This is a genomic window from Ampullimonas aquatilis (genome assembly GCF_049675895.1).
Lineage (GTDB): Bacteria > Pseudomonadota > Gammaproteobacteria > Burkholderiales > Burkholderiaceae_D > Ampullimonas > Ampullimonas aquatilis.
In genome coordinates, this window is sequence record NZ_CP183834.1 from 541,424 (window position 1) to 565,592 (window position 24,169).

Consider the following 24,169-nt stretch of genomic DNA (forward strand, 5'->3'; position numbering starts at 1 on the left):
AGCGGGCTCAATTGCGGAAAATAAAGTACACCGCTCCTACCAGACATAAACCAGCCCATAAATAATCGAGTTTGAGTGGCTGGTGCATAAAGAACACCGAGAAGGGAAGGAACACACTAAGCGTGATGACTTCCTGCATGATTTTCAGTTGTCCGACATTAAATTGTGTAAAACCAATCCGGTTGCCTGGCACCTGGAGCAAATACTCAAATAAGGCAATTCCCCAACTTACCAGTGCTGCGACATACCAAGGCTTGTTACCGAGTTCACGTAAATGACCATACCAGGCAAAGGTCATAAACACATTGGACGCACATAATAACAAGATGGTTTGTAAATAGACGGGCAGGGTGGGCATAGATAAACTCTCAGTCGATTAAGCGTGGCTCATTTAAGGGTGCAATATCCTGATCGCCAACTTGTGCCAACAGTGTGTCGATTGAGGCAATACCCGGAATCAAAAGTCCAGGTGCCAAATCAGCCAAAGGTCGCAAGACAAAGGCCCGTTGCGCCATGCGCGGGTGTGGAACAATCAGCTCGGGTATGTTGATGCAATTGTCGCCATAGAGCAGGATATCCAGGTCCAAAGTGCGTGGTGCATTCTGATAGGGCCGTATTCGGCCATGAGCCGATTCAATTTGCTGACAGGCAGTTAATAAAGCTTGTGCAGACAATTGGGTGGTCATGCGGACCACCGCATTCAGATAATCGGGGCCGCTGGCGTCAATCGGTGCGCTGCGGTAGAGGCGTGAGCATCCGCTGATTTGACTGTCAGGCAATTGCGCCAGATCATGTACAGCGAGTTGCAAGGTCTGTCTTGCATCACCCAAGTTGGCACCCAAACCAATATAGGCTGTGATCATCTCAGGCATGATGTAAGGTATGTAAGGTCTGGGCAAGTGATCGTCTAAGGCTGTATAGGCGGCGTACTGGTGCTGATTTCTTCCCCTGCCTTGCGTGGTTTGCGACGTTTGCGTTTGGGTTTTGCGTCATCGGCCTTGCTTTTGCGTGAAGAGGATTGAATCAGCTCTTCACGACCAGCAGCATCGGCATCAATAAAGTCAGTCCACCATTGGCCAAGTGCTTCGTCCATTTCACCGGATTGGCAACGCAATAACAAAAAATCATAGCCAGCACGAAACCGAGGATTCTCCATTAACCGGTATGGCATGCGACCAGAGCGCTTTTCAAAGCGAGGCTGCATCAACCAGATGTCTTTCATATCACCCGTAAAACGACGATTGATTGCCAGTTTTTCTGTTTGGGTATCCAGCACGGCATTCATGGCATGGTGCAGCGCGGGTATCGAATGTTCGCCACCAGCTTCCAGCGCTTTCCATTGTTCCAGAACCTGATGCCATAACAGGCTGGCAAACAGAAAGCCCGGCGACACGGATTTTTCGGCCTTGATGCGAGCATCGGTATTGGCCAGTGCCATATCCACAAATTTTTCGCCTAATGGCTGCTCCAATACAGTATCAAGTAATGGCAAGACGCCATGGTGCAGGCCTTCTTCTCGTAACTGTTTCAGGCAGGCCAAGGCGCTACCGGAGTAAAAGAGCTTGAGCATTTCATCAAAGAGTCGTGCTGCAGGCACATTGGACAACAGTTCGGCCAAATCAACAATCGGTTGACGAGTTGCCGGATCAATCTGAAAACCCAACTTGGCAGCAAAACGTACGGCACGCAGCATGCGCACTGGATCCTCACGATAACGGGTGGCCGGGTCACCAATCATGCGTAAGGTTTTGGCACGCAGATCGGCGACACCATGATGGTAATCGTGCACGGTCTGCGTAGCTGGATCGTAATAGAGGGCATTGACCGAGAAGTCGCGACGGGTGGCATCTTCATGTTGCTCGCCAAAGATGTTGTCACGCAAGACGCGACCATGCTCATCGGTTGGTGCACTATCGGTAGTCAGTGCGCGAAATGTTGAAGTTTCAATAATTTCGTGGCCAAACTGAACATGCACGATCTGAAATCGGCGACCAATCAGGCGCGCACGCCGAAATAGTTGCTGCACTTGCTGTGGCGTGGCATTGGTGGCGACATCAAAGTCTTTGGGTTTGATGCCGAGCAGCAGATCACGGACTGCACCGCCAACAATAAAAGCCTGAAAGCCTGCCTGTTGCAGGGTGTCGGTGACACGAATCGCATTCGGTGAGGCCAGCTTGATATTGATTTGATGCTGTGCGTGCTGATAGATCTCGGGTAGATGAGTCTTGTCAGACTTTTTACCATCGCCACGTTTTTTGGGCTTGGCTGGACGGGTGGTTTTGCGTGCCTGATCGGCCGTTGCCTTATCGCCCAGTCCAAGGATGGATTTAATGAATCGCTTGATCACGATGGTTGCCAGTCAAAAATTAATGGGTGGAGTGCCGATCGCCAAACAGCTCAAGTATGCGCCAGTTTTTTTGTTGGGCAATTTGGCGTAATTGGTCGTCGGGGTTGGTGGCAACAGGATGGGTCACTTGTTCAAGCAGTGATTGATCATTGATGGAGTCGCTATAAAACCAGCTGGCGGAAAAACTGTCCATGCTCATATCAAGTTGTTTGAGCCAATCCAGGGTACGGGCGATTTTACCTTCCCGAAAACTGGGCTGCCCCTTGACTTTGCCGGTGAAGCGGCCATTTGGCATGTCGTTTTCAGTCGCTGGAATGGTACCAATCAAATAAGGGACGCCAAAGGCGCTGGCAATAGGCCCGGTGACAAAGGTATTGGTGGCGGTCACGATGCAGGTCAACGCGCCATCATCTTGATGCTGGCTAACCAGGTCTCTTGCTGCTTGCGTGATATTGGGTGTAATGACAGTGTGCATGAACTCTTCATGAAGGCGGTCCAGTTCATCCCGACTGTGTGCTGCCAATGGCGCCAGGATGAAATCCAGAAATTCGTGGATGTTGAGTGTGCCCGCTTTGTACTGCGCATAAAAAACTTCATTGCGTTGAGCAAATAAGGCGCCATCAACCAGACCTTTACGAACCAGAAATTGTCCCCATTCAAAGTCGGAGTCGATCGGCAGTAAGGTATGGTCGAGATCGAATAAGGCTAATTTTTTCATGCGATGACATCAAAGAGAGGGGATTGAGAACGATCACGTTCTTGTTGCAGATAGGCTCGCAAAACTGGGAGAGTCAATGGCTTGTGGATGGCCAGTGAAAATTTGTCGAGTTCGTTCAAGAGTTGCATTAATGTTGGCAGGTCGCGGGCAAAATGGCGCAGCAGATAAGGAATCACATCATCGGAAAGCCTGAGACCAAGTGATTTGACATGGTCTTGTAAAACCTTTTGTTTGTCGTTGTCTGCCAGTGCCTTGAGTCGAAAGACCAGGCCCCAGCCAAGTCGGGTAGTCAGATCATCGCGCAGAGTGAGCTGTGCTGGTGGCGTGTCGCCACTGGCCACTAAAGGAATTTGAGCCGCACGGGTATCGTTGATCAGATTGAACAGCGCAATCTGTTGCGACTTGTCAAACTTGTGAACATCATCCACACAATACAGCATGACTTGCGCATCAAAACGAAATTCTTCTGGCAGATTGTCGGCCGTGAGATAGCGACTTGGCAGGTACTGGGCACAACTGGCTTTGAGTAAGTGGCTTTTACCGACGCCACTATCGCCCCATAGATAAATTTGTCGATCTTTGCTGTTACGCATACCTAAAATGGCTGCAATCAGATGACCATTATTGCCAATGACAAAGTTATCGAGGCTGGGAATACTGGTCAGGCCAAAATCGAATAAAAGCTGATGCACGTTGTAATTAATCTTTATAAAAAGAACTTGATAAATAAAATGTCTTGAGCTCACGCAGCACGACTAGCAAGATCGCCGAGACTGGCAAGGCCAGCAAAATCCCGACAAAGCCAAATAATTGCCCAAAAGCCAGCAAGGCAAAAATCACCGCCAAGGGGTGCAGGCCAATGCGTTCACCAACCAGCATCGGGGTTAAAACAAAGCTTTCAATAATTTGGCCAAAACCATAAACAACCCCAACCGCAATCAATCCATACAAATTACCAAATTGCAGCAAGGCGGCAACAATCGCCAGACTCAGGCCAATGCCATAGCCTACATAGGGAATGAATACCAATAATCCGGTAAAAATGCCAACCGGGGCAGCGACTTCAAAACCAGCAATCAAAAGTGCAATCGAATAGTAACCGGCCAGAATCAGCATGACCAGAATCTGACCACGTAGATATTGGGACAGCAGTTCATCGACAGCACGCGCCATGCGCAGTGAATGGGTGACATTGCGCCGTGGAATCAGCTCACGCAACATATGGACGACCCGATGCCAGTCAAGCAATAGATAAAAAGCCAGCATGGGAATGAGTAATGTATTGGCCAAGGCAGCCAGTGCCACCGTGCCACCCGCCTTGAGTTTGGCAAACAGGCTGGCAAACAGCGCCTCTGGGCTGGCTGCGATTTGATCACTCAGAATGGATTTGATGCCATCCAGATCAAGTTGAGCGCTGACTCCAAAAGTTTTTAATTTGGGCGCGAGCCAATCATTCAGACGCGCCAGAAATATGGGGATCTGTTGTTGCAAGGCCGGCAACTCCTTCTGTAAGACCGGAATAAGCAGCAGCGCGATGAGCAGGCTGGCACCCACAAACAACAGCAGCATCAGCAGCACCGATAACCAGCGCGGCAGCCGCTTTCGGACTAAGCAATCAACACCAGGATTCAGTACATAAGCGAGGATGACGGCACTGACAAACGGTGTGAGAATCGGACTGAGCAGATATAAGAGCAATACAACAAGTGCCAGTAGTCCCAGCAGGGTGACGGTACGTTTTTGATCGTTTTCTAGGTTCATCTTGTCAGGGTATCATTCAGAATTAGCGGGTTTTATCTAGACAATTCGTTCTGAATGAAGTTGCTCTAGTAAAATAGCCGGTTTCGTCCGTTTATCGGATTGTTGCAACCTTGCAGCTCACAATTTTACCTAACTGTTCAAACCAGCTCCGTCATGACCTCTTCAGCCAACAATACTAATCCTTCCAACCCACTTAATGGTCTTTCCTACAAAGATGCCGGCGTAGATATTGAGGCCGGTGATGCCCTGGTAGAGGCCATCAAGCCGCTTGCCAAAAAAACCATGCGTGAAGGCGTATTGGGTGGCATTGGCGGGTTTGGTGCTTTGTTTGAAGTCAGCAAAAAATTCAAGGAACCTGTATTGGTTTCTGGAACTGACGGCGTTGGCACCAAACTCAAACTCGCTTTCCATCTTAACAAGCATGATACGGTAGGTCAGGATCTGGTGGCGATGAGTGTTAACGATATTCTTGTTCAGGGAGCCGAACCACTGTTCTTCCTGGATTATTTTGCGACCGGCAAGCTTGATGTTGCGACAGCCACGGATGTCATCAAGGGGGTTGCCCGAGGTTGCGAATTATCAGGTTGTGCCCTGATTGGCGGTGAAACTGCTGAAATGCCGAGCATGTACCCAGATGGTGAATATGATCTGGCTGGCTTTGCCGTTGGTGCTGTTGAAAAAAGCAAAATTATCAATGGATCAACCATCGTTCCAGGTGATGTCGTGCTGGGTTTGGCTTCTTCCGGCGCGCACTCCAATGGTTATTCTCTGGTACGCAAGATCATTGAAGTCGCCAAGCCTGATTTGCAAGCCGACTTTCATGGCCGTCGTCTGGCTGATGTGCTGCTTGAGCCAACCCATATCTACGTTAAACCTCTGCTGGCCTTGATTGAACGGCTGACCGTCAAAGGGATGGCGCACATCACAGGTGGTGGTCTGGTCGAAAACGTACCCCGTATCCTCGCCGCTAACCTGACGGCTGTGTTGCATCGCGATGCCTGGACTATGCCCCCTCTATTTACCTGGCTTCAGCAGGGTGGCAAGGTCGCTGATGCCGAGATGCACCGGGTATTTAACTGCGGCATCGGAATGGTGGTCGTATTGTCGGCGACTGATGCTGTGGTAGCCAAGGCTTTTCTTGAGACGCAAGGTGAAACGGTCTGGCAGCTCGGCGAAATTATTGAAAGACAGCCAGGACAGGCTCAAACAATGGTGGTTTGATTATCTCTGCTGTTTTCCCGGCAATTTGTGCCGGTTTTTTAAAAAATTAGAAGAAATCATCGGAGTGTGAGCGTGTTTGAACGAATCCCCGCCTATGCAGGCGATCCCATTTTGAGTTTAATCGAGGTTTTTCTCAAGGATGAGCGGCCCAATAAGGTTAATCTAGGTGTTGGTCTTTATTACGATGAAAACGGGCAAATTCCCTTGTTGGAATCGGTTCGTCTTGCTGAGTCGGCACGATTGACACAATTGGGCCCACGCAGCTATTTGCCGATGGAAGGTCTGGGTGTTTATCGACAGGCGATGGCGGAATTGTTGTTTGGTAAAGAGCACCCTGTCATGCAGGAAAATCGTGTGGCAACGATTCAGACAATTGGTGGCTCGGCCGCGCTCAAAATTGGCGCAGACTTTCTAAAGCGTTACTTTCCAGAATCACAAATCTGGATCAGTGACCCGTCATGGGACAATCATCGGGTGGTTTTTGAAGGAGCAGGTCTGGCGGTCAATGAGTATCCTTATTACGATCCAATCAGCAACAATGTACGTATTGAAGCGACACTGGCTACCTTAAGTGAATTGCCTGCCAAAAGCATTGTCTTGTTTCACCCTTGTTGTCATAACCCCACTGGCGTTGATTTCACTCGTGAACATTGGGAAAAGATGATCCCAATCATGGTCGAAAAAGACTTGATTGCTTTCATGGACATGGCCTATCAGGGTTTTGCGGATGGTTTGCAGGAAGATGCTTGGCCAGTGCGCGCAATGGCACAAAGTGGTGCCGCCTGTCTGGTGAGCAGTTCTTTCTCCAAGAATCTTTCCTTTTATGGCGAACGTTGTGGTGGTCTGTCGGTAGTGTGTCGGACTGTCGATGAGTCGCAATCGGTGCTGGGGCAGCTCAAGGCGGGTGTACGGCGCATTTACTCCAGCCCGCCGACTCATGGTGCTGCGGTCGTCGCCGAAGTGTTGACCAATCCACAGTTACGTCTGCTGTGGGAAGGGGAGGTGGCAGCGATGCGTCAACGCATTCGCGCAATGCGTCAAAAACTTTATGACGTTATTCAGCCACTCGTTCCAGATCGCGATTTGTCCTACTTTCTGACTCAGCGTGGCATGTTTAGCTATACGGGATTAACGGCCAATCAGGTTGATCTGTTAAAAGAAAAATATGCGATTTACTTGATTCGCTCTGGGCGTATGTGTATTGCTGGGCTGAATCTACTGAATGTTGACTATGTGGCAAATTGTTTTGCAAAAGTGATGCTGGAAAAATAACATCCATCACAATTTTGCTTGAGTTATGATGAAAGGGTGTCGCACTTTGCAACACCCTTTTTTAATTATAAAAGTGTGTCATTCGGACTGTCTCATATTGGAGCAGTGACAGTCAGCTTCATGAAAGTTTTGCTCCGTCTCATGTTGTTGGATTCGTGCGGTATTGTATTAAGTGTTTGATTTTATGTAGTTAAATTTTGTTTTTGAATTGTTTGGAAGCTAAATTGAAGATGGCACGAGCCTTGCCATTGATATATCAACTACGATCTCGGTAGTGGCCGATTAATACCTTTGCGGTTCCTTCGGTTCTCATTTCGATCATTTCACTCAGGAGACAAATATGGCCGTTTACGCACTTCCCGGACAAGCCGGCGCCAAAGTACAATTTAAGACTCGCTATGACAACTTTATCGGTGGCAAATGGGTTGCCCCAGTAAAAGGCGAGTATTTCAATGTTGTAACGCCAATCACTGGTAAACCATACACACAAGCGGCTCGTTCTACAGCTGAAGACGTCGAGCTGGCACTGGATGCCGCACACGCAGCTGCTGACAAATGGGGCCGTACTTCTGTTGCTGAACGTTCAGCTGTTTTGTTGAAAATTGCTGATCGCCTCGAACAAAATCTGGAATTGTTGGCTTATGCTGAAACCGTTGATAACGGCAAGGCAATCCGCGAAACTCTGAACGCTGACATTCCACTGACAATTGACCACTTCCGTTATTTTGCAGGTTGCCTGCGTGCGCAAGAGGGCGGCATCAGTGAAATCGACGAAAACACGGTTGCTTATCACTTCCACGAGCCACTCGGCGTTGTTGGTCAGATTATTCCTTGGAACTTCCCAATTCTGATGGCTGCCTGGAAACTGGCTCCTGCTATCGGCGCTGGTAACTGCGTGGTTCTGAAACCTGCCGAATCCACACCAATCTCCATCATGGTGTTGGCTGAGTTGATTGCTGACATCGTGCCACCTGGTGTTCTGAACATCGTCAACGGTTATGGTCGTGAAGCTGGTGTGCCATTGGCAACAAGCAGCCGTATCGCCAAAATCGCTTTCACCGGCTCGACTTCAACTGGTCGTTTGATCATGCAAGCTGCTTCCCAGAACATCATTCCAGTGACTCTGGAACTGGGTGGCAAGTCACCTAACGTGTTCTTTGCTGACGTTGCAGAAGCTGATGACGCATTCTTCGACAAAGCCATCGAAGGTCTGGTGCTGTTTGCATTCAACTCAGGTGAAGTTTGTACCTGCCCATCACGCGCGTTGATTCACGAATCCATCTATGACAAGTTCATGGAGCGTGCCACTGCTCGTGTTAACGCCATCAAGATGGGTAGCCCATTGGACACCGACACCATGATGGGTGCCCAAGCTTCACAAGAGCAAATGGCTAAAATCAGTTCTTACCTGGATCTGGGCAAACAGGAAGGCGCTCAAGTTCTGACCGGTGGTGCTCGTGCTCAACTGGGTGGCGATCTGAATGAAGGTTACTACATTCAGCCAACCATGTTTAAAGGCCACAACAAAATGCGCATTTTCCAAGAAGAAATTTTTGGACCAGTGCTGGCTGTGACAACCTTTAAGGACGAAGCAGACGCGTTGGAAATCGCCAACGACACTCTGTATGGTCTGGGCGCTGGCGTCTGGAGCCGTGATGGCAATACAGCATACCGTATGGGCCGTAACATCAAGGCCGGTCGTGTATGGACTAACTGCTACCACGCTTATCCAGCTCACGCTGCATTCGGTGGTTACAAACAATCTGGTATCGGTCGCGAAACTCACAAAATGATGCTCGACCACTATCAGCAAACTAAAAACCTGTTGGTCAGCTACAGCCCGAACAAATTGGGTTTCTTCTAAGAAAATAGCTGAAACTGCAGTAAAAAAATAAAAGCGAGGAGTAACAAAACGGGGCGTGTAAGCGCCCCGTTTTTCTTTCAAGGAGACAAATCATGGTTGAACAGGTGGTTGCTACCGAGGCTGCGATTCAACTCGCGAATGAGCTTAAGGAAGAGTTTGGCGAGGTCTTTTTTCATCAGTCAGGTGGTTGCTGTGATAACAGTGCTGCCAATTGCTATAAAAAAGGTGATTTTCAAATTGGGGCTGCTGATAAGTATCTGGGCGATATTGCCGGGATTCCTTTTTATATCGGCAAATTACAGTTTGAATACTGGAAACATACCCAATTGATCATTGACGCCATTGAAACGCACGGTGGTGGTACCTTTTCATTGGATACCGGCAAGGGACGTTGCTTTCTGACACGTTCACGGTTGTTTACCGATGAAGAATGGGCCTGGCTCGAAGCCAATAAAAAGGTGTGATGAGAATGCTCTCGATGATTTGAGAGCATTGCTGCGAATGAATTGGTTTTGGTTGCTGACAGATTCCGTTGGATAGTATGGTTGTTTGCCAAACTGGATGATGGCTCGTTGGTCAGTATATTGAGCCGATAGATCGTTCTTTATGCCCAATATGGTTTAACTAGCTGGAGCATTTGCTCAATCACCCTGGGATTATGGCAGTCCAATACCATTCTTTCTGGTGTAGATCGAAGCCAGGTCAGTTGCCGTTTGGCCAGTTGGCGTGTTGCTGCGATGCCTTTTTCAAGCAGGGCGGATTGATCATAAAAACCATCCAGGTATTCCCAGGTTTGGCGATAGCCAACACAGCGCATTGAGGGCAAATTAAGGTGCAAGTCCGGGCGCGACTTGAGCTTTTCTACCTCGTCTATCAAACCTGCATTGAGCATTTGTCTGAAACGAAGCGCGATTCGGTCGTGCAAAACTTTTCTATCTGTTGGCTCTAGTGCAATGGGGATGAGCGTGGGCGAATCATTGGTTGATTGACTGTGTTCCTGTTCAGCAAACCAATGCGACATGGGCTTGCCAGTCAATTCATAAATTTCCAGTGCGCGCTGAATCCGTTGCGAATCATTGGGCTCAAGTCGTTCGGCACTAACCGGATCCACTGTGGCCAGCCGGGCGTGCATAGCGGGCCAACCTACTGCTAGAGCCTGCTCATCAAGTTGGGTACGGACGACCGGATCTGCTACGGGTAAATTACTCAGTCCATCCCGCAAGGCTTTGTAGTAAAGCATGGTGCCGCCCACGATCAAGGGTCGTTTACCGCTTGCTCGAATCTGTTCAATGAGCCTGAGCGCGTCTTCGCGAAACTGCGCGGCGGAATAATTGGCGGCCGGATCAATGATGTCAATCAGATGATGTATGACAGCAGCCTGTTCGGCGGCACTCGGCTTGGCTGTGCCAATGTTCATGTCACGGTAAACCAGCGCCGAGTCCAGGCTGATGATTTCAATGGGATAGTGCTCAGCCAGAGCCAGCGCAGCCGCGGTTTTACCCGATGCGGTCGGCCCCAGCAGACATAGCACTGGCTCGGTATTCACTGAAATTGGTGAGTTTGATTGCAATGACGTCGTATTCATGCGCTCAACATTACTGGCCACGCATGAAAAACTGATCAATTTCACCCAGTGTCAATTGACGCCAGGTGGGGCGGCCATGATTGCACTGACCAGAGCGTTCGGTGGCTTCCATCTGTCGAAGCAAGGCATTCATTTCGATCAGCGTCAGGCTGCGATTGGCACGTACTGCGGTGTGACAGGCCAGGGTGGCGAGCAGTTCATGCTGATGATTTAGCAAGACTTGTGAACCACCAAAATCGGCCACATCGGCCAGTAAATCATGCGCAAGTGCTTCGATATCTGTTTGGCGTAACAGGCTGGGTATGCCGCGTACAGCCAGTGTATGGGGGCCGGCTTGCGAGATATCAAAACCCAGTTGTGTCAGAACGCTCGACTCGCTTTCAACGGTAGCTATTTCTTTGTCTGAAGCATGAAAGATGACTGGTATCAACAGCGGTTGTACCTGCATATTGCTGTTGGCCAGATTGGTTTTCAGATCTTCATACAATATACGTTCATGGGCGGCATGCATATCCACAATAATCAGGCCGTGGTGGTTTTGCGCAAGAATGTAGATGCCTGCCAACTGCGCCAGCGCAAAGCCGAGCGGATGTAAGTCATTGTATTGATGTGCTGCTTGCAAGGAGCCGGCGTTGTTTGCTGTGGTATCAAATGGTGCCCTTGGTACGGTGGTTGCCGTGTCGCTATTGCCTGTTTGTGAGGAGTCGGCTGGGACAGGATTGATGGCCGAACTATCGGACGAATCGGTGGTTTGCCACGCTGCTGGCGGCCAGTCTTTCGCTGTGGTGGTGTTGCTGCCAAAAAGTCGTTCGAGGTCGGCTTGCACACCGCCTTGCCAGGCTGGCCGTCCTTCGCTGGCAATCCAGTTGTTGTTGCGTGATGTGGGGTAGGGTTGATTACCCGAAATAGCTTGATTGGGCCGATGATTGTTTGAGGTTTCGGCAAAACCCTCTTGTGCTTGCGCTACCTCGCCTGCGCTGGCAGCCAATGCCCGGGCTACCGCATGAAATACAAATTGATGGACTGCGCGTGAATCCCGAAAGCGCACTTCAATTTTGGAAGGATGCACATTCACATCAACCAGATGGGGGGGCACCGACAAAAACAGCACATAGGCGGGAAAGCGGTCGCCGTGCAACACATCCTGATAGGCGGCGCGCACTGCATGGGTGAGCAGCTTGTCGCGTACAAAGCGGCCATTCACAAAAAAGTATTGGGTATCGGCGCGGCCTCGAGAGGCAGTTGGCAAGCCAATAAAACCATGCAGCTTGAGCAGGCCACCGTCTTCATGCAAGGGCAGTTGCTGGCTGGCAAATTGCTCATTGAGCACGGCTTTCATGCGCAGCAAGGCGTTGCCGGTGTTGTAATGGGCGAGTGGCTTACTGTTATGGCTCAACGTAAAAGCAATCTGCGGGTGCGCCAGCGCAGCGCGCCTGACCATTTCAACGCAGGCGGCCAGTTCGGTGGCTTCGGTTTTTAAAAACTTACGGCGCGCTGGCGTGTTGAAATACAGTTGACGCACATCCACCGTGGTGCCCGGGCTGGCCGACGCCGGGCTCAGATCATGTCGACCTTCGCGGCTGTCGATACGCCAGGCATGTTCGCTATCAGTTGGTCGTGAGGTGATGGATAGTTGTGCCACCGAGGCAATGGAGGCCAGTGCTTCACCCCTGAAACCCAGGGTCAGCACATTTTCCAGTTCATCCAATGAGGCCACTTTACTGGTGGCGTGGCGCGCCAAAGCCAGGGGCAATTGCGCTTCGGCAATGCCGCAGCCATTGTCGGTAATGGTGACGCGTTTGATGCCACCTTCTTCCAGAATCACCGCAATTCGATCTGCGCCTGAGTCCATCGCGTTTTCCAGCAGTTCTTTGACAACCGAGGCGGGGCGCTCAATGACCTCGCCAGCAGCAATCTGCGAAATCAGCAAATCGGGCAAGAGTGCAATATCACGCTGGGGTTGAATGGCCGAGCCTTGGGGTACATTGATGGGTGTGTGGCTGTGGACATGGTCGCTATCAGCATGGCCGAATGGCTGATCAGTTGTGCTGGAAAAGTGTGTGGAAGCAGTGGAAGGCATGAGCAGATTATAAAGAGAAAGAGGCCGAGCTATCGAAGCATCATCCGAATCGTTTACCATAGCGAACTTTGCCAATAAAAAGACTGGAAACACGATGGAGTGGTTAATGCAATTTGTAGACATGTTTCTGCACTTTGACAAGATGCTGGGCGTCATCATTACTCAATACGGCCCCTGGGTATATGGTTTGCTGTTTTTGATCATATTTTGTGAAACCGGCCTGGTGATATTGCCGTTTTTACCTGGTGATTCCTTGCTGTTTATTGCCGGTGCTTTTGCTGCGGCAGGCTCGCTTAATCTGGGATTGCTGATTGCCTTGCTGACCGCGGCAGCGATTTTGGGCAATACTTCCAATTATCTGGTGGGTAATTATCTTGGCCCCAAGGTATTTCATTGGCCCGACTCGCGATTTTTCAGCCGCAAGGCGCTTGATCAGGCACATGCTTTTTTTGAAAAGCATGGTGGTAAAACCATTATCCTGTCGCGCTTCATTCCAATCTTGCGAACCTTTGCGCCGTTTGTGGCAGGTATCTCAACGATGAGTTTTGGCCAGTTTCAGATTTTCAATATTACCGGTGGCCTGTTGTGGGTGGCGTCATTGAGCGTTGCCGGTTACTGGTTTGGCAACCTGCCTTTCATCAAGGATAATCTGACGCTGGTGATTTTGGCGATTGTGGGGATTTCGCTGGTGCCGGTGGTGATTGCAGGTTTGCGCAGCAAGAAAAAGCGTTGAGCCGCGAGCTGCAGGTGCATGGAGAGCGGTTGGGAAACGTGTGTCACTGAATTGACGGTATCAACAGCGGCAAATGGATGCCGACAGTGCCGTCATCTGCTCTGAGGCCTTAGAGTTTGTATACACCTGGGATGTATAAAAATGGCGTATTTAAATACGTACTATATAGGCTAATATTGACCGATACTCCATTAAATTAACCTATAAATCCCTGTCTGACAGGGATTTTTTTCATCAATCAATACGCTTGTCGCGCTTCACAAAACGCCAGATGGCGACTGCCAGAAAAATTGCAAACCAGATCAGCGACCACTCGGCAATCGACAAGCCCAAAAAGCGCCAGGCTACCTGGCTGCAATCGCCAGAGCCTTTAAAGATCATTGGCAGGGCTTTGGATAGGGGAAAGCTGTCGACCATGTATTCAAGGTCGGGGCCACACACCGCAAACTGGGGTGGAAAGTGTTCCAGATACACATGGCGTATCGCAATGCCACCACCCAACAAGCAGGCCACCACCATCAGCCCGCTATAAACCTTGATGCCCCAGCCACGCGGTCCCTGTAATGCGCCAAGCAAGGCAATCAGCCCCAAAACCGCAAAGGCATAGCGTTGCAGCGCACAGAGCGGGCAGGGCTCAATCCCTTTGACGTGCTGCAAAAACAGGCCAAAGCCAAGCAATGCGGCCACAATGGCAAAAATCAGAAAAAACAGGGTACGTGCGGAGCGTGGCAGCATAGGTATCAATATGAATGGTTAAGGTGATGCTCCGCAAGTGCAGAGTTGGCTGCTTGGAGTCGTAATCCGGCCTAGAGTTTAACTGAGGTTGAGGTTTTTTTCGTGACGCAGCGCGAGGTGTCATCGCCGTGCTGGCGGCAGTCAGCGCCACTGAACGCCGCTGGGCGCGGTTGGTCAATGATGGATGAGTGCATGTCAAGGCAAGCGCATGGCTACCTTGACATGACGGACTGCTGAATGCGTTGGGATGCAGGCCAATCAGGCCTAGCTGGCGTTAGCCTGATCAACCAGAAAGGTGCGTACCTGACGGGGCCGGTAATAAATCTGTTCACCGGCAATAAACCGGTCACGATCATAGATATCGCGCGCCAGTTCCACATCGACCGATTCACCCGAATGAGTTTCCTGCAATTCCAGACGCACTGTCGCGCCCAGGGAGCGGACTGTGGTGACGATGGCCAGTGAGGCAGTTGACGAAGCAGCTGAGGGGGCAGTGCGGGTCAATTCAATTTCATGCGGACGCACATAAGCAATGGCAGCAGCATCTTCAGTCTGGCCAAATTCCGGCAAGGCCAGGCGTACTCCGCCCACATCGGCAAAACCAGATTTGACGCGGGTATGAAACAGATTCACATTGCCCAAAAACTCATACACAAACTGGCTGGCCGGATGATCGTACACCTCGTCGGGTGTGCCAATCTGCTCAATATTGCCGTGGTTCATCACCACCACACGGTCGGCGACTTCGAGCGCTTCTTCCTGATCATGCGTGACAAAAATGCTGGTGATATGCATATCATCATGCAGCTTGCGCAGCCAGCGGCGCAACTCTTTGCGAACCTTGGTATCGAGCGCGCCAAACGGTTCATCCAGCAACAGCACCTTGGGTTCAACCGCCAGAGCGCGGGCCAAGGCAATGCGTTGGCGTTGCCCGCCGGACAGTTGTGCCGGATAACGATCGGCCAGCCAGTCGAGCTGCACCAGCGCCAGCAGCTTCATCACTTTTTCCTTGATTTCGGCATTGGACGGACGGGTTTCCTTGGGACGCACACGTAAGCCAAAGGCCACATTTTCAAACACGCTCATGTGACGAAACAGGGCATAGTGCTGAAATACAAAACCCACCTGGCGTTCGCGCACATGCTTTTCGGTAGTGTCTTCGCCAGCAAACAAGATGCTGCCTTGATCGGCTTCTTCCAGCCCCGCAATGATGCGCAGCAGGGTGGTCTTGCCACAACCCGATGGCCCCAGCAAGGCCAGCAATTCGCCACTTTGAATGTCCAGCGAGATATTGTTGAGCGCGGTAAAACTGCCAAACTGTTTGGTGAGATTTTTGACTTCAATACTCATGATGATTCCGAATTAAAAAATAAATAATCGTGGTTAAACCGCGAAGACGCCAAGGACATATTTAGGATCAAAAGCATTTACCACAAAGACACAAAGAGCACGAAGAAAAACCAAAATGTCTATCCGTAAGCAAGTCAGAGAATCATGCATTTTGATTATTCCCAATCTATCGCCATGCGTAGTCGCGTTGTTTATGCAGGTTTTGACTTTGTGCCCTTTGTGTTTTTGTGGTGAACAGTGTTTGTCATTTCTGTGCGTCTTGGCGGTTAAAAAAACAGCTTTTAACATTTACTGATCAGCATGGGCCTCCACCCATGATTTCAAGGCCAGGGTTACCAAAGCCAGCAAGGCCAGTAGCGAAGCCACCGCAAAGGCTGCTGCAAAGTTGTATTCGTTATATAAAATTTCAACATGCAGCGGCATGGTGTTGGTCAGGCCGCGCACATGGCCGGATACCACCGATACCGCACCAAATTCTCCCATTGCCCGGGCGTTGGCGAGGATCACGCCATACAGCAAGCCCCATTTGATATTGGGCAAGGTGACACGCCAGAAAGTTTGCCAGCCCGATGCGCCGAGCACGATGGCGGCCTGTTCTTCTTCGGTACCCTGTGCTTCCATGAGTGGAATCAGTTCACGTGCGACAAAGGGGAAGGTCACAAAAATCGTCGCCAGCACAATGCCGGGAATGGCAAAGATGATTTTGATATCGAGGTCCCGCAGCCAATGGCCCAACCAGCCTTGCAGGCCAAACACCAGCACATAGATCAAGCCGGAAACCACCGGAGATACCGAAAAGGGCAGATCAATCAGGGTGATCAAAAATGCTTTGCCACGAAATTGAAATTTGGCAATCGCCCAGGCTGCGGCCACACCAAACACGGTGTTCAACGGCACGGCTATCGCTGCAATCAGCAAGGTCAGTTTGATGGCACTGAGCGCATCGGCTTCGACAATGCTGGCCAGATAGACTTCCCAGCCTTTGCGCAAGGCTTCGGTCAGTACCGACAATAGGGGCAACAACAAAAACAGCGCCAGATAGAGCAGGGCGACCGTGATCAGGATGATCTGTATGCCCCGTTTTTCGGTGGTGACAATGTGGTGATGTATGCTGGAGTGTGCCACTGCCCTGCTAGTGCTTGCTTTTGCATCGTTGCCGGGATTGCCTGTTGCAGGTTCAGGCAGGATGGATGAGAGTGTGCTGGACATTATCGTTTTCCTCCATGACGACGTGCTTGCCACCATTGCAAACCGTTGATGATAAACAGCAGCACAAACGCCAGTAGCAGCATCACCGTGGCAATTGCGGTCGCGCCAGCATAGTCGTATTGTTCCAGTTTGGTGATGATGATCAGTGGCGTGATCTCGGACACCATGGGCATATTGCCGGCGATGAAGATCACCGAACCATATTCACCCACCGCACGGGCAAAGGCCAGTGCAAAGCCGGTCAAGAGCGCCGGTGTGATGGTGGGCAGGATGACATGAAGAATCGTCTGCCAGCGGCTGGCACCCAGGCAGGCGGCGGCTTCTTCCAGTTCCAGCTCAACATCTTCGAGCACTGGCTGGACAGTGCGCACCACAAACGGCAGCCCAATAAAAGTCAGTGCAATCACAATGCCCAATGGTGTAAAAGCCACCTTGATACCCAGATCACCTTCCAGATAGCGACCCAGCCAGCCATTGGGTGCATAGAGCGCAGTGAGCGCAATCCCGGCGACGGCGGTGGGCAGTGCAAAAGGCAAATCCACCATGGCATCGACCAGTTTTTTACCGGCAAATTTGTAACGCACCAACACCCAGGCAACCAACAAACCAAAAACGGCGTTAATACCGGCCGCAATCAGCGCTGCACCAAACGTCAGTTGGTAGGACGCCACGGCGCGCGGTGCCGAAATCGTCGCCCACAATGCTGCGGGGCTGAGTGTGGCGGTTTTGATAAACAGGGCCGACAGTGGGATCAGCACAATCAGGCTCAGGTAGGTCAGCGTGATGCCCATGCTCAAACCAAAGCCGGGCAAGACACTATGCTGCTTGAAAGTGCCACGGGTCAAGCTGCGCCACCAATTGTTTGATGGCGGTCTGGAAGGCGGGTTTATGCCGATACTCCCAGGTTGGTTTGTATATATTGACTGCATAAGTAAGTAAATATTGGGTGTTTAAAATTACTGGTTGGGGGTATTTATTTGCTGCTGGATGTGGCGCCAGGTGCATACAATTGATCGAAGATGCCGCCATCGTCAAAATGCAGTTTTTGTACCTTGGTCCAGCCGCCCAATTCTTCAATGCCAAAAAGACCGACTTTGGGAAACTGGCTGGCATATCTGGCGAGCACCTGGGCATCACGCGGGCGCAGATAATTTTCTGCCGCAATCTGCTGGCCCTGTGGTGTGTAGAGATAATCCAGATAGGCCTGCGCCAGTTTGCGTGTACCTTTTTTGTCGACCACCTTTTCTACCAGCGCCACGGGCGGCTCGGCTGTTACCGACAGGCTGGGATAAATCACTTCAAAATTGCCACGGCCAAATTCTCTGGCAATCATTTCCGCCTCGTTTTCAAAGGTGATCAACACATCGCCAATCTGTCTTTGCAAAAAAGTGGTGGTGGCAGCACGACCGCCAGAATCAAGTACCGGCACATGCTTGAAGAGCTGGTTGACATAATCGCGTGCTTTGGCCTCCGCTGTGGTTGCATTACCGCCCGACTGCCTGAGCGCCCAGCCCCAGGCCGACACATAGGTATAACGGCCATTGCCCGACAGCTTGGGATTGGGAATCACCACCTGCACGTCGGCCTTGATCAAGTCGGGCCAGTCGCGGATCTGCTTGGGATTGCCCTTGCGCACAATGAATACCGAGCTGGAGGAAAATGGTGCGGCATGATTTGGAAACTTGCTGGCCCAATCGTTTGAAATGACACCAAATTTGGCCATCACATCCAGGTCGGTGGCCTGATTCATCGTCACGACATCGGCTTCCAGACCGTCGATCACGGCGCGCGCCTGTTTGGTGGAACCGCCGTGACTCATATTGATGGTGACACTTTCCCCACCCTGATCTTTCCAGTATTTTTGAAACGCCGGGTTGAAATCCTTGTAGAAATCGCGCATGACATCGTAGGACACATTGAGCAAAGTAGCGTCTGCCTGAGCGATTTGTGCAGCAGATATCAGTAACATGCCAGCCAGTAATTGACTGAATCGGTTTAAGCAGTAGGGCCGCTTGGCATGAAATGTTGTCAGCAAACGAATCAAAATTGGCATCACAATGTTCTTTAAATAGATGGGAAGAATAACTATATGCACTCACCTACCAAGAGGAAACGAATTAAAACGAGCTTAATAAGTTGAAAATTTCATAAGAAGATGACGCGCTGCCGGTTGTTTTTACCGGCAGGCAATGACGGAAAACTTGTTACAACCAGTGCTGATAAGGCTTGTGACGCGATGGGTGACAGGACATATAGGGAAACTACCGCACTGTGGTTTTATATTGAATTTAACTCTACGTCTTTGATAAGTTATAGAATGAACACAGCGCATCGAATAATAATTCCACCAAAAAAGATCGCCCAACTTTCCTGTATTGATCACTTTTGCCTGGGGGCGATCATGACACTTACCGAACTAAAATACATTGTGGCTGTGGCCCGTGAACGTCATTTTGGTCGCGCTGCCGAAGCGTGTTTTGTGTCTCAGCCGACTTTGTCGGTAGCGATCAAAAAGCTCGAAGATGAACTGAATGTGACATTGTTTGAGCGGGGCACCAGCGAGGTTTCTGTCACCCCATTGGGCGAGTTGATCGTTGCGCAGGCGCAGCGGGTGCTGGAGGAAACCCTGGCCATCAAAGAATTGGCCAAACAGGGTAAAGACCCTTTGAGCGGCCCGATTCGACTTGGCATCATCTATACCGTCGGGCCTTACCTCTTGCCCACACTGGTGCCGCAAATGATTGCCCGGGTGCCGCAAATGCCACTCATGCTGCAAGAAAACTACACCGTCAAGCTGCTCGAACTGCTCAAGCATGGTGAAATCGACGCCGCCATCATGGCTTTGCCGTTTCCCGATGCCGGTTTGAATGTCTTGCCACTCTATGATGAAAACTTTGTGGTTGCCGTACCCAAAGGGCATCCATGGGACGGCCGCAAGGAAATCAAATCCGAAGAGTTGCGCAATGAAACCATGTTGTTATTGGGGGCGGGACACTGTTTCAGAGATCAGGTGCTGGAAGTTTGTCCTGAGTTGTCGCACTTTTCACAAAGTGCCGACGGCATTCAAAAAACCTTTGAAGGCTCTTCGCTCGAAACCATTCGGCATATGGTGGCCGGTGGTGTGGGCATTACGGTATTGCCGCAAACATCGGTGCCCACCCATAACGATCCGCATTCCCTGCTGGCCTATATCCCGCTCGCGGCACCATCACCGAGCCGTCGCGTCGTGCTGGCCTGGCGCAAGAGCTTTACCCGCAAGGTGGCCCTTGATGCGATTGGCGATGCTGTTGCACATTGCCATTTACCGGGTGCCACTCTGCTGTAAATTTTTCGATCCACGTCAGTTAGGGTTTTGTCAGTGTTCGTCTGACAGACATGCCAAGCGCATCGGAACATTCTGTTGATATGGCAAGCGACTGCTTGCAAGTCTTGCAATTTGCTCATCAACAGGAGAATGACATGGCTGAAAAAACATCGGATATCCAAATTGGTCTGGACGACCAGGCGCGTAATGCGTCCATTGAGATCCTTAATACTTTGCTGGCTGACGAAGTACTGCTCTATATTAAAACCCGTAACTTTCACTGGAATGTGGAAGGGCCGAGTTTTTCCGAACATCACAAGTTTTTTGAGAGTCAGTATGAAGCGCTGGATGACATTCTCGATGAGGTGGCCGAGCGCGCCCGCTCACTGGGTGGTCGTGCCGTTGGCTCAATGAATGAATATCTCAAGCTGACCCGACTCAAGGAGGCGCGCGCCGAAATCCATGCTTCACGCGATACTTTACAGCTCTTGTTAAATGACCATCAAGCCCTGGTGCGACAGATTCGCGAAGATATTGATGCCGTTGGCAAAGCCGGTGACATCGGCACCGAAGACTTTTTGACGGGCGTGCTGGAAAGCCATGAAAAAATGGCCTGGATGCTGCGCTCCTACTTGCGTTGACGCCGGGTTGGTTCAGCGTCAGATATTGTTGAATAATCAAAAAAGCCGTACCGGATTGAACGATCCGGTACGGCTTTTTGATGGCTGACAAAGATTTGAATAAAGTGAATTTAAAAAATTGTCATGAGAAAGTAGTCATTGAAATATTTAGAATTCAATCATCATGCACTCCCTAACTGAAACGCTTCTGTCGCCTGTTTGAGTGACATGGCCAGGCCATGCAGACGTTCTGCGGTGGAAGCACTTCTGGTGGACGCCTGTTTGCCTTCATCAGCCATGATGGATACTGATTCGACACTGGCGGCAATCGACTTGGTGACATCCGAGTGTTCACGCAGTGAGCCGGCAATTTCCATCAGATTTTGCGCAACCTTGCCGGATTGACTGGCCAATTGACCAATGGCATCACCGGCTGCACCAGCCTTGCTGACACCATGCTGTACACGAGCCACCCCGGCGCGCAAACTGTCTACGGCCTTGTCGGTACCTTCAATCATGGCGTTGATGGTTTTGGTAATCTCCAGCGTGGCATTACCGGTGCGTTCTGCCAGACGCCGCACTTCATCCGCGACCACCGCAAAGCCGCGGCCTGAATCACCCGCACGGGCAGCTTCAATGGCTGCATTCAAGGCCAGCAGATTGATCTGATCGGTAATTTCCTGAATCACGGCAATCACTTTGCCGATCTCGGCAGAACGATTGCCCAGTTCTTCAACCGCACTGGCCGAATCGGTGACGATATTGGCAATGCCAGCCATCTCATCACTGGCTTCATGCACAATATGAACACCGTCATTGGAAGTTTTGATGGAAGCGTTGGCGGTTTGTTCGGCGCTATTGGCAAAGCCAGCCACCTCGCCAATGCTCACTGTCATCTGTTGAACCGCAGCTGCCATATTGGCGGCGGCATCGGCTTCGCGGGTTGAATTCACTGAGGCTTGCTCACCCAGCGCGGCCAATTCATGAGCCGCTTCGGCCACCTGGTTGGAATCATTTTGCAGGCGGGCAATCAGGCCGGCAAAACTTTGGCGCATGCCGTTAATGCTGCTGGCTACAACAGATAACTCGTCCTTGAACGGATAGTTCAGCGTCTGTGACAAGTCACCTTTTTCAATGCGCGCCAAGGCTTGGCGAATCATGTCGATCGATTCCTTGAGTGTCATGTAGATGCCGCCCAATGAATAAGGCAAGACCAGCAGAACCGACAATGCCAGGATGGCAATCATCAAGCGATAAGTTTGTTTTTCTTTAATGCGCGCATTCAGGGCGTTATCGGCAATTGCAAGATTGAGCGTAAAGATGTTATTGGCCACGTAGTCCATTGTCTCTTTCACCAGCACAAAGTAGCTTTGTGGTGTCACCTGATGCTTGTTGTTGAGCACATCTTTTTCAACAACTTGACGAATGTTTTGATAACGCTGCGTGATCTCGGCCTGCACGGCTTCAATGCGTGCTTTTTCCTGGGGATTGTTGAGGGCACTCAGCGCCATGGCGCTCTGCATATCACTTAAGGTTTTTTCAATTTCACCGGTGAGCGTCAAAATCCTGATGCGTTGCTCTTCATTCACATCACCACCGGACAGTACAGCGTTACCGAGTCCGCGCAAACGTCCCAGACGTTCAGTCAGATCGGGAATATTCACGGTCAGGATGGCAATCGGAAAATAGGAGTTGCCTTCCGGATCGAGAATCAGGTTACTCTCAACCGACAAGTCATCCATGAAGCTGCGAATCTTGCCGATCAGCTCACCATGCTGATCAAAGCTGTCTTTTACACTCAAATGCAGGCCTTGCTGGTGCAGCTTTTGCCAGTCCTGTTCAATGTCTTGCCATTGCTTGCTGATACCAAAATAGTGTTGATATTGATCCAGCACTGTGCCGACCACCTTGCTGTCTTTGGTCATGGCTTCACCGGTATTTTCAAATTCTTCCGCGCTATTGGCAGTCTTGGTGAGCAGGGCATTGGCATAGCCGCGATGCTGTGCCACGTTTAAAAATGCACTGACTGCTGGTTCAAGAATCTGCAAACCAGCCAATTCTTTTTTGCTTGAATCAATGTCTTTATTCAACTGGGCAACCAGCAACCACGACAAAATGGCGGTGGTGATGAGCATCAGGATGGTCATGAACAGGAAGCGGGCCGTGTAGCTGTAACGGCACATGAATTGCGCTGGTTTGTAGAGTAATTTAAGCATGGTCGTCGCGGATCACTTTAGAGTTGTTTGAGTACCCATTATGATTTTTGGGCGTGAATGGTTGTCTTTTGATAACAAGGGGAATAGCGGCGTATTTCCAGCTTTTATTAACGCTTCAATGCCAAACAATGTGACGTAAAGAGTTACTAAATCTCGTATTGAGCTTGCATTGAGTTCGTGTTGACTGCGTATTGACTCGATAGTCACTGGGCTAGAATGCGGTTTTGCCTTGCTTGAGTGATGGACTGACTGGATGGGGACTTTGATCGCGCAACGTATTGCACTTTATTACCGGCTGGTGCGGCTTGATAAACCCATTGGTATTTTGCTGCTGCTATGGCCGACGCTGGTGGCCTTGTGGATTGCTGCGCAAGGGCATCCCACCTGGCATCATCTGCTGGTGTTTGGTTTAGGTACGGTACTCATGCGCTCGGCCGGTTGTGCCATCAACGACTATGCCGATCGCGATTTTGACAAGCATGTCAAACGCACCGAAGGCCGTGTGCTCACGGCGGGCCTGATTCAACCCAAAGAAGCCCTGCTGGTCGGCGCGGGCCTGGCCCTGCTGGCGTTTATGCTGGTACTCACGCTCAATCGCAGCACGATCTTCATGTCATTTGCTGCACTGGCCGTGGCGTTTTCGTATCCCTACTTCAAACGTTTTTTTGCGATTCCGCAGGCGTATCTGGGCATTGCGTTTGGCTTTGGCATTCCCATGGCGTTTACTGCCACGCAAGACCATATTCCGATGCTGGCCTGGGTGCTGCTGGTCGCCAATGTGTTTTGGGCGGTGGCCTATGACACCGCTTATGCAATGGTGGATCGGGATGATGATATCCGCATCGGCATCAAGACGTCGGCACTCACCTTTGGCCGCTTTGATGTGGCCGCCATCATGCTCTGCTATGCCATTTACTTTGCGCTCTTGCTATTGGCTGGGGCAATGGCCGGTTTGCACTGGCCATATTGGCTGGGACTGGGCGTGGCAGTGGCTTGTGCCTGGTATCACTACACTCTGCTTCGTGAGCGCGATCGCGCCCAATGCTTCAAAGCCTTTTTGCACAATAACTGGTTGGGTGCAGCAGTGTTTGCAGGGATTGTGCTGGATTATCTTTTTTATCCGGTTTTAGGGAGTATCAATTAAATATGGCTTC

At 50.6% G+C, this 24,169-nt stretch carries 22 protein-coding genes; 8 read left to right on the forward strand and 14 right to left on the reverse strand.

The window, feature by feature from the left end; genetic code table 11:
• Positions 1 to 7 precede the first annotated feature (7 nt).
• From ACMYR3_RS02465 to ACMYR3_RS02490, 6 genes are read right to left on the reverse strand one after another with little or no spacing between them, the layout of a single operon-like run.
• Positions 8 to 358: a DMT family protein gene (locus ACMYR3_RS02465; protein ID WP_424194189.1), complete on the reverse strand. Its 351-nt coding sequence runs from the start codon at positions 356 to 358 to the stop codon at positions 8 to 10.
• 10 nt (positions 359 to 368) lie between these two features.
• Positions 369 to 863, reverse strand: coding sequence for a 2-amino-4-hydroxy-6-hydroxymethyldihydropteridine diphosphokinase (gene folK / locus ACMYR3_RS02470; protein ID WP_424196317.1), 495 nt, complete (start codon positions 861 to 863; stop codon positions 369 to 371).
• Between the two features lie 44 nt (positions 864 to 907).
• Positions 908 to 2,347 (reverse strand): polynucleotide adenylyltransferase PcnB, encoded by a 1,440-nt coding sequence (pcnB, locus tag ACMYR3_RS02475; protein ID WP_424194191.1) that lies wholly within the window; start codon positions 2,345 to 2,347, stop codon positions 908 to 910.
• A gap of 19 nt (positions 2,348 to 2,366) precedes the next feature.
• Positions 2,367 to 3,065, reverse strand: a complete 699-nt coding sequence (locus ACMYR3_RS02480) for an HAD family hydrolase (protein WP_424194193.1) — start codon at positions 3,063 to 3,065, stop codon at positions 2,367 to 2,369.
• Entirely contained in the window at positions 3,062 to 3,757 is a 696-nt protein-coding gene (gene hda, locus ACMYR3_RS02485; protein ID WP_424194195.1) for a DnaA regulatory inactivator Hda, read from the reverse strand. Before hda ends, ACMYR3_RS02480 begins: the two co-directional genes overlap by 4 nt.
• Before the next feature lie 7 nt (positions 3,758 to 3,764).
• On the reverse strand, positions 3,765 to 4,826 hold the full coding sequence (locus tag ACMYR3_RS02490; RefSeq protein ID WP_424194197.1) for an AI-2E family transporter: 1,062 nt from the start codon (positions 4,824 to 4,826) through the stop codon (positions 3,765 to 3,767).
• Between the two features lie 153 nt (positions 4,827 to 4,979).
• Between ACMYR3_RS02490 and purM the strand changes: the two genes are divergently transcribed.
• From purM to ACMYR3_RS02510, 4 genes are all read left to right on the forward strand, one after another.
• A complete protein-coding gene (gene purM, locus ACMYR3_RS02495) occupies positions 4,980 to 6,047 on the forward strand; it encodes a phosphoribosylformylglycinamidine cyclo-ligase (protein ID WP_424194199.1) in 1,068 nt (355 codons plus the stop codon).
• A gap of 72 nt (positions 6,048 to 6,119) precedes the next feature.
• Positions 6,120 to 7,319, forward strand: coding sequence for an aromatic amino acid transaminase (locus tag ACMYR3_RS02500; protein WP_424194201.1), 1,200 nt, complete (start codon positions 6,120 to 6,122; stop codon positions 7,317 to 7,319).
• 340 nt (positions 7,320 to 7,659) lie between these two features.
• Positions 7,660 to 9,183 carry an aldehyde dehydrogenase gene (gene adh, locus ACMYR3_RS02505; protein WP_424194203.1) on the forward strand — a complete coding sequence of 508 codons (1,524 nt, stop codon included), beginning with the start codon at positions 7,660 to 7,662 and terminating at the stop codon, positions 9,181 to 9,183.
• Between the two features lie 92 nt (positions 9,184 to 9,275).
• Entirely contained in the window at positions 9,276 to 9,647 is a 372-nt protein-coding gene (locus ACMYR3_RS02510) for a DUF779 domain-containing protein (RefSeq protein WP_424194205.1), read from the forward strand.
• A gap of 140 nt (positions 9,648 to 9,787) precedes the next feature.
• Here ACMYR3_RS02510 and miaA read toward each other — a convergent pair whose 3' ends face one another.
• Both miaA and mutL read right to left on the reverse strand, forming a co-directional pair.
• On the reverse strand, positions 9,788 to 10,768 hold the full coding sequence (miaA, locus tag ACMYR3_RS02515; protein WP_424194207.1) for a tRNA (adenosine(37)-N6)-dimethylallyltransferase MiaA: 981 nt from the start codon (positions 10,766 to 10,768) through the stop codon (positions 9,788 to 9,790).
• A gap of 10 nt (positions 10,769 to 10,778) precedes the next feature.
• Positions 10,779 to 12,848, reverse strand: coding sequence for a DNA mismatch repair endonuclease MutL (gene mutL / locus ACMYR3_RS02520; protein WP_424194209.1), 2,070 nt, complete (start codon positions 12,846 to 12,848; stop codon positions 10,779 to 10,781).
• 106 nt (positions 12,849 to 12,954) lie between these two features.
• On the opposite strand from mutL, the gene ACMYR3_RS02525 reads away from it, so the two are divergent.
• Entirely contained in the window at positions 12,955 to 13,581 is a 627-nt protein-coding gene (locus ACMYR3_RS02525; RefSeq protein WP_424194211.1) for a DedA family protein, read from the forward strand.
• Positions 13,582 to 13,815: 234 nt separating this feature from the next.
• Here ACMYR3_RS02525 and ACMYR3_RS02530 read toward each other — a convergent pair whose 3' ends face one another.
• The 5 genes from ACMYR3_RS02530 to ACMYR3_RS02550 all read right to left on the reverse strand — a co-directional run bounded on the left by ACMYR3_RS02530 (position 13,816) and on the right by ACMYR3_RS02550 (position 18,844).
• Complete coding sequence (locus tag ACMYR3_RS02530) at positions 13,816 to 14,316, reverse strand: disulfide bond formation protein B (protein ID WP_424194213.1); 501 nt, start codon at positions 14,314 to 14,316, stop codon at positions 13,816 to 13,818.
• A 264-nt stretch (positions 14,317 to 14,580) separates the two neighbouring features.
• Positions 14,581 to 15,666 (reverse strand): sulfate/molybdate ABC transporter ATP-binding protein, encoded by a 1,086-nt coding sequence (locus tag ACMYR3_RS02535; RefSeq protein WP_424194215.1) that lies wholly within the window; start codon positions 15,664 to 15,666, stop codon positions 14,581 to 14,583.
• A 288-nt stretch (positions 15,667 to 15,954) separates the two neighbouring features.
• Positions 15,955 to 16,875, reverse strand: a complete 921-nt coding sequence (cysW, locus tag ACMYR3_RS02540; RefSeq protein WP_424194216.1) for a sulfate ABC transporter permease subunit CysW — start codon at positions 16,873 to 16,875, stop codon at positions 15,955 to 15,957.
• Entirely contained in the window at positions 16,875 to 17,804 is a 930-nt protein-coding gene (gene cysT, locus ACMYR3_RS02545; RefSeq protein ID WP_424194218.1) for a sulfate ABC transporter permease subunit CysT, read from the reverse strand. The genes cysW and cysT overlap by 1 nt, the downstream gene beginning before the upstream one ends.
• A gap of 44 nt (positions 17,805 to 17,848) precedes the next feature.
• Positions 17,849 to 18,844 carry a sulfate ABC transporter substrate-binding protein gene (locus ACMYR3_RS02550; RefSeq protein ID WP_424196319.1) on the reverse strand — a complete coding sequence of 332 codons (996 nt, stop codon included), beginning with the start codon at positions 18,842 to 18,844 and terminating at the stop codon, positions 17,849 to 17,851.
• Positions 18,845 to 19,276: 432 nt separating this feature from the next.
• Between ACMYR3_RS02550 and ACMYR3_RS02555 the strand changes: the two genes are divergently transcribed.
• A complete protein-coding gene (locus ACMYR3_RS02555; RefSeq protein WP_424194220.1) occupies positions 19,277 to 20,200 on the forward strand; it encodes a LysR substrate-binding domain-containing protein in 924 nt (307 codons plus the stop codon).
• A gap of 134 nt (positions 20,201 to 20,334) precedes the next feature.
• Positions 20,335 to 20,820, forward strand: a complete 486-nt coding sequence (locus tag ACMYR3_RS02560) for a Dps family protein (protein ID WP_424194222.1) — start codon at positions 20,335 to 20,337, stop codon at positions 20,818 to 20,820.
• 161 nt (positions 20,821 to 20,981) lie between these two features.
• Here ACMYR3_RS02560 and ACMYR3_RS02565 read toward each other — a convergent pair whose 3' ends face one another.
• Entirely contained in the window at positions 20,982 to 23,015 is a 2,034-nt protein-coding gene (locus ACMYR3_RS02565) for a methyl-accepting chemotaxis protein (RefSeq protein WP_424194224.1), read from the reverse strand.
• 265 nt (positions 23,016 to 23,280) lie between these two features.
• On the opposite strand from ACMYR3_RS02565, the gene ubiA reads away from it, so the two are divergent.
• On the forward strand, positions 23,281 to 24,159 hold the full coding sequence (gene ubiA / locus ACMYR3_RS02570; RefSeq protein WP_424196321.1) for a 4-hydroxybenzoate octaprenyltransferase: 879 nt from the start codon (positions 23,281 to 23,283) through the stop codon (positions 24,157 to 24,159).
• Positions 24,160 to 24,169: the final 10 nt, after the last annotated feature.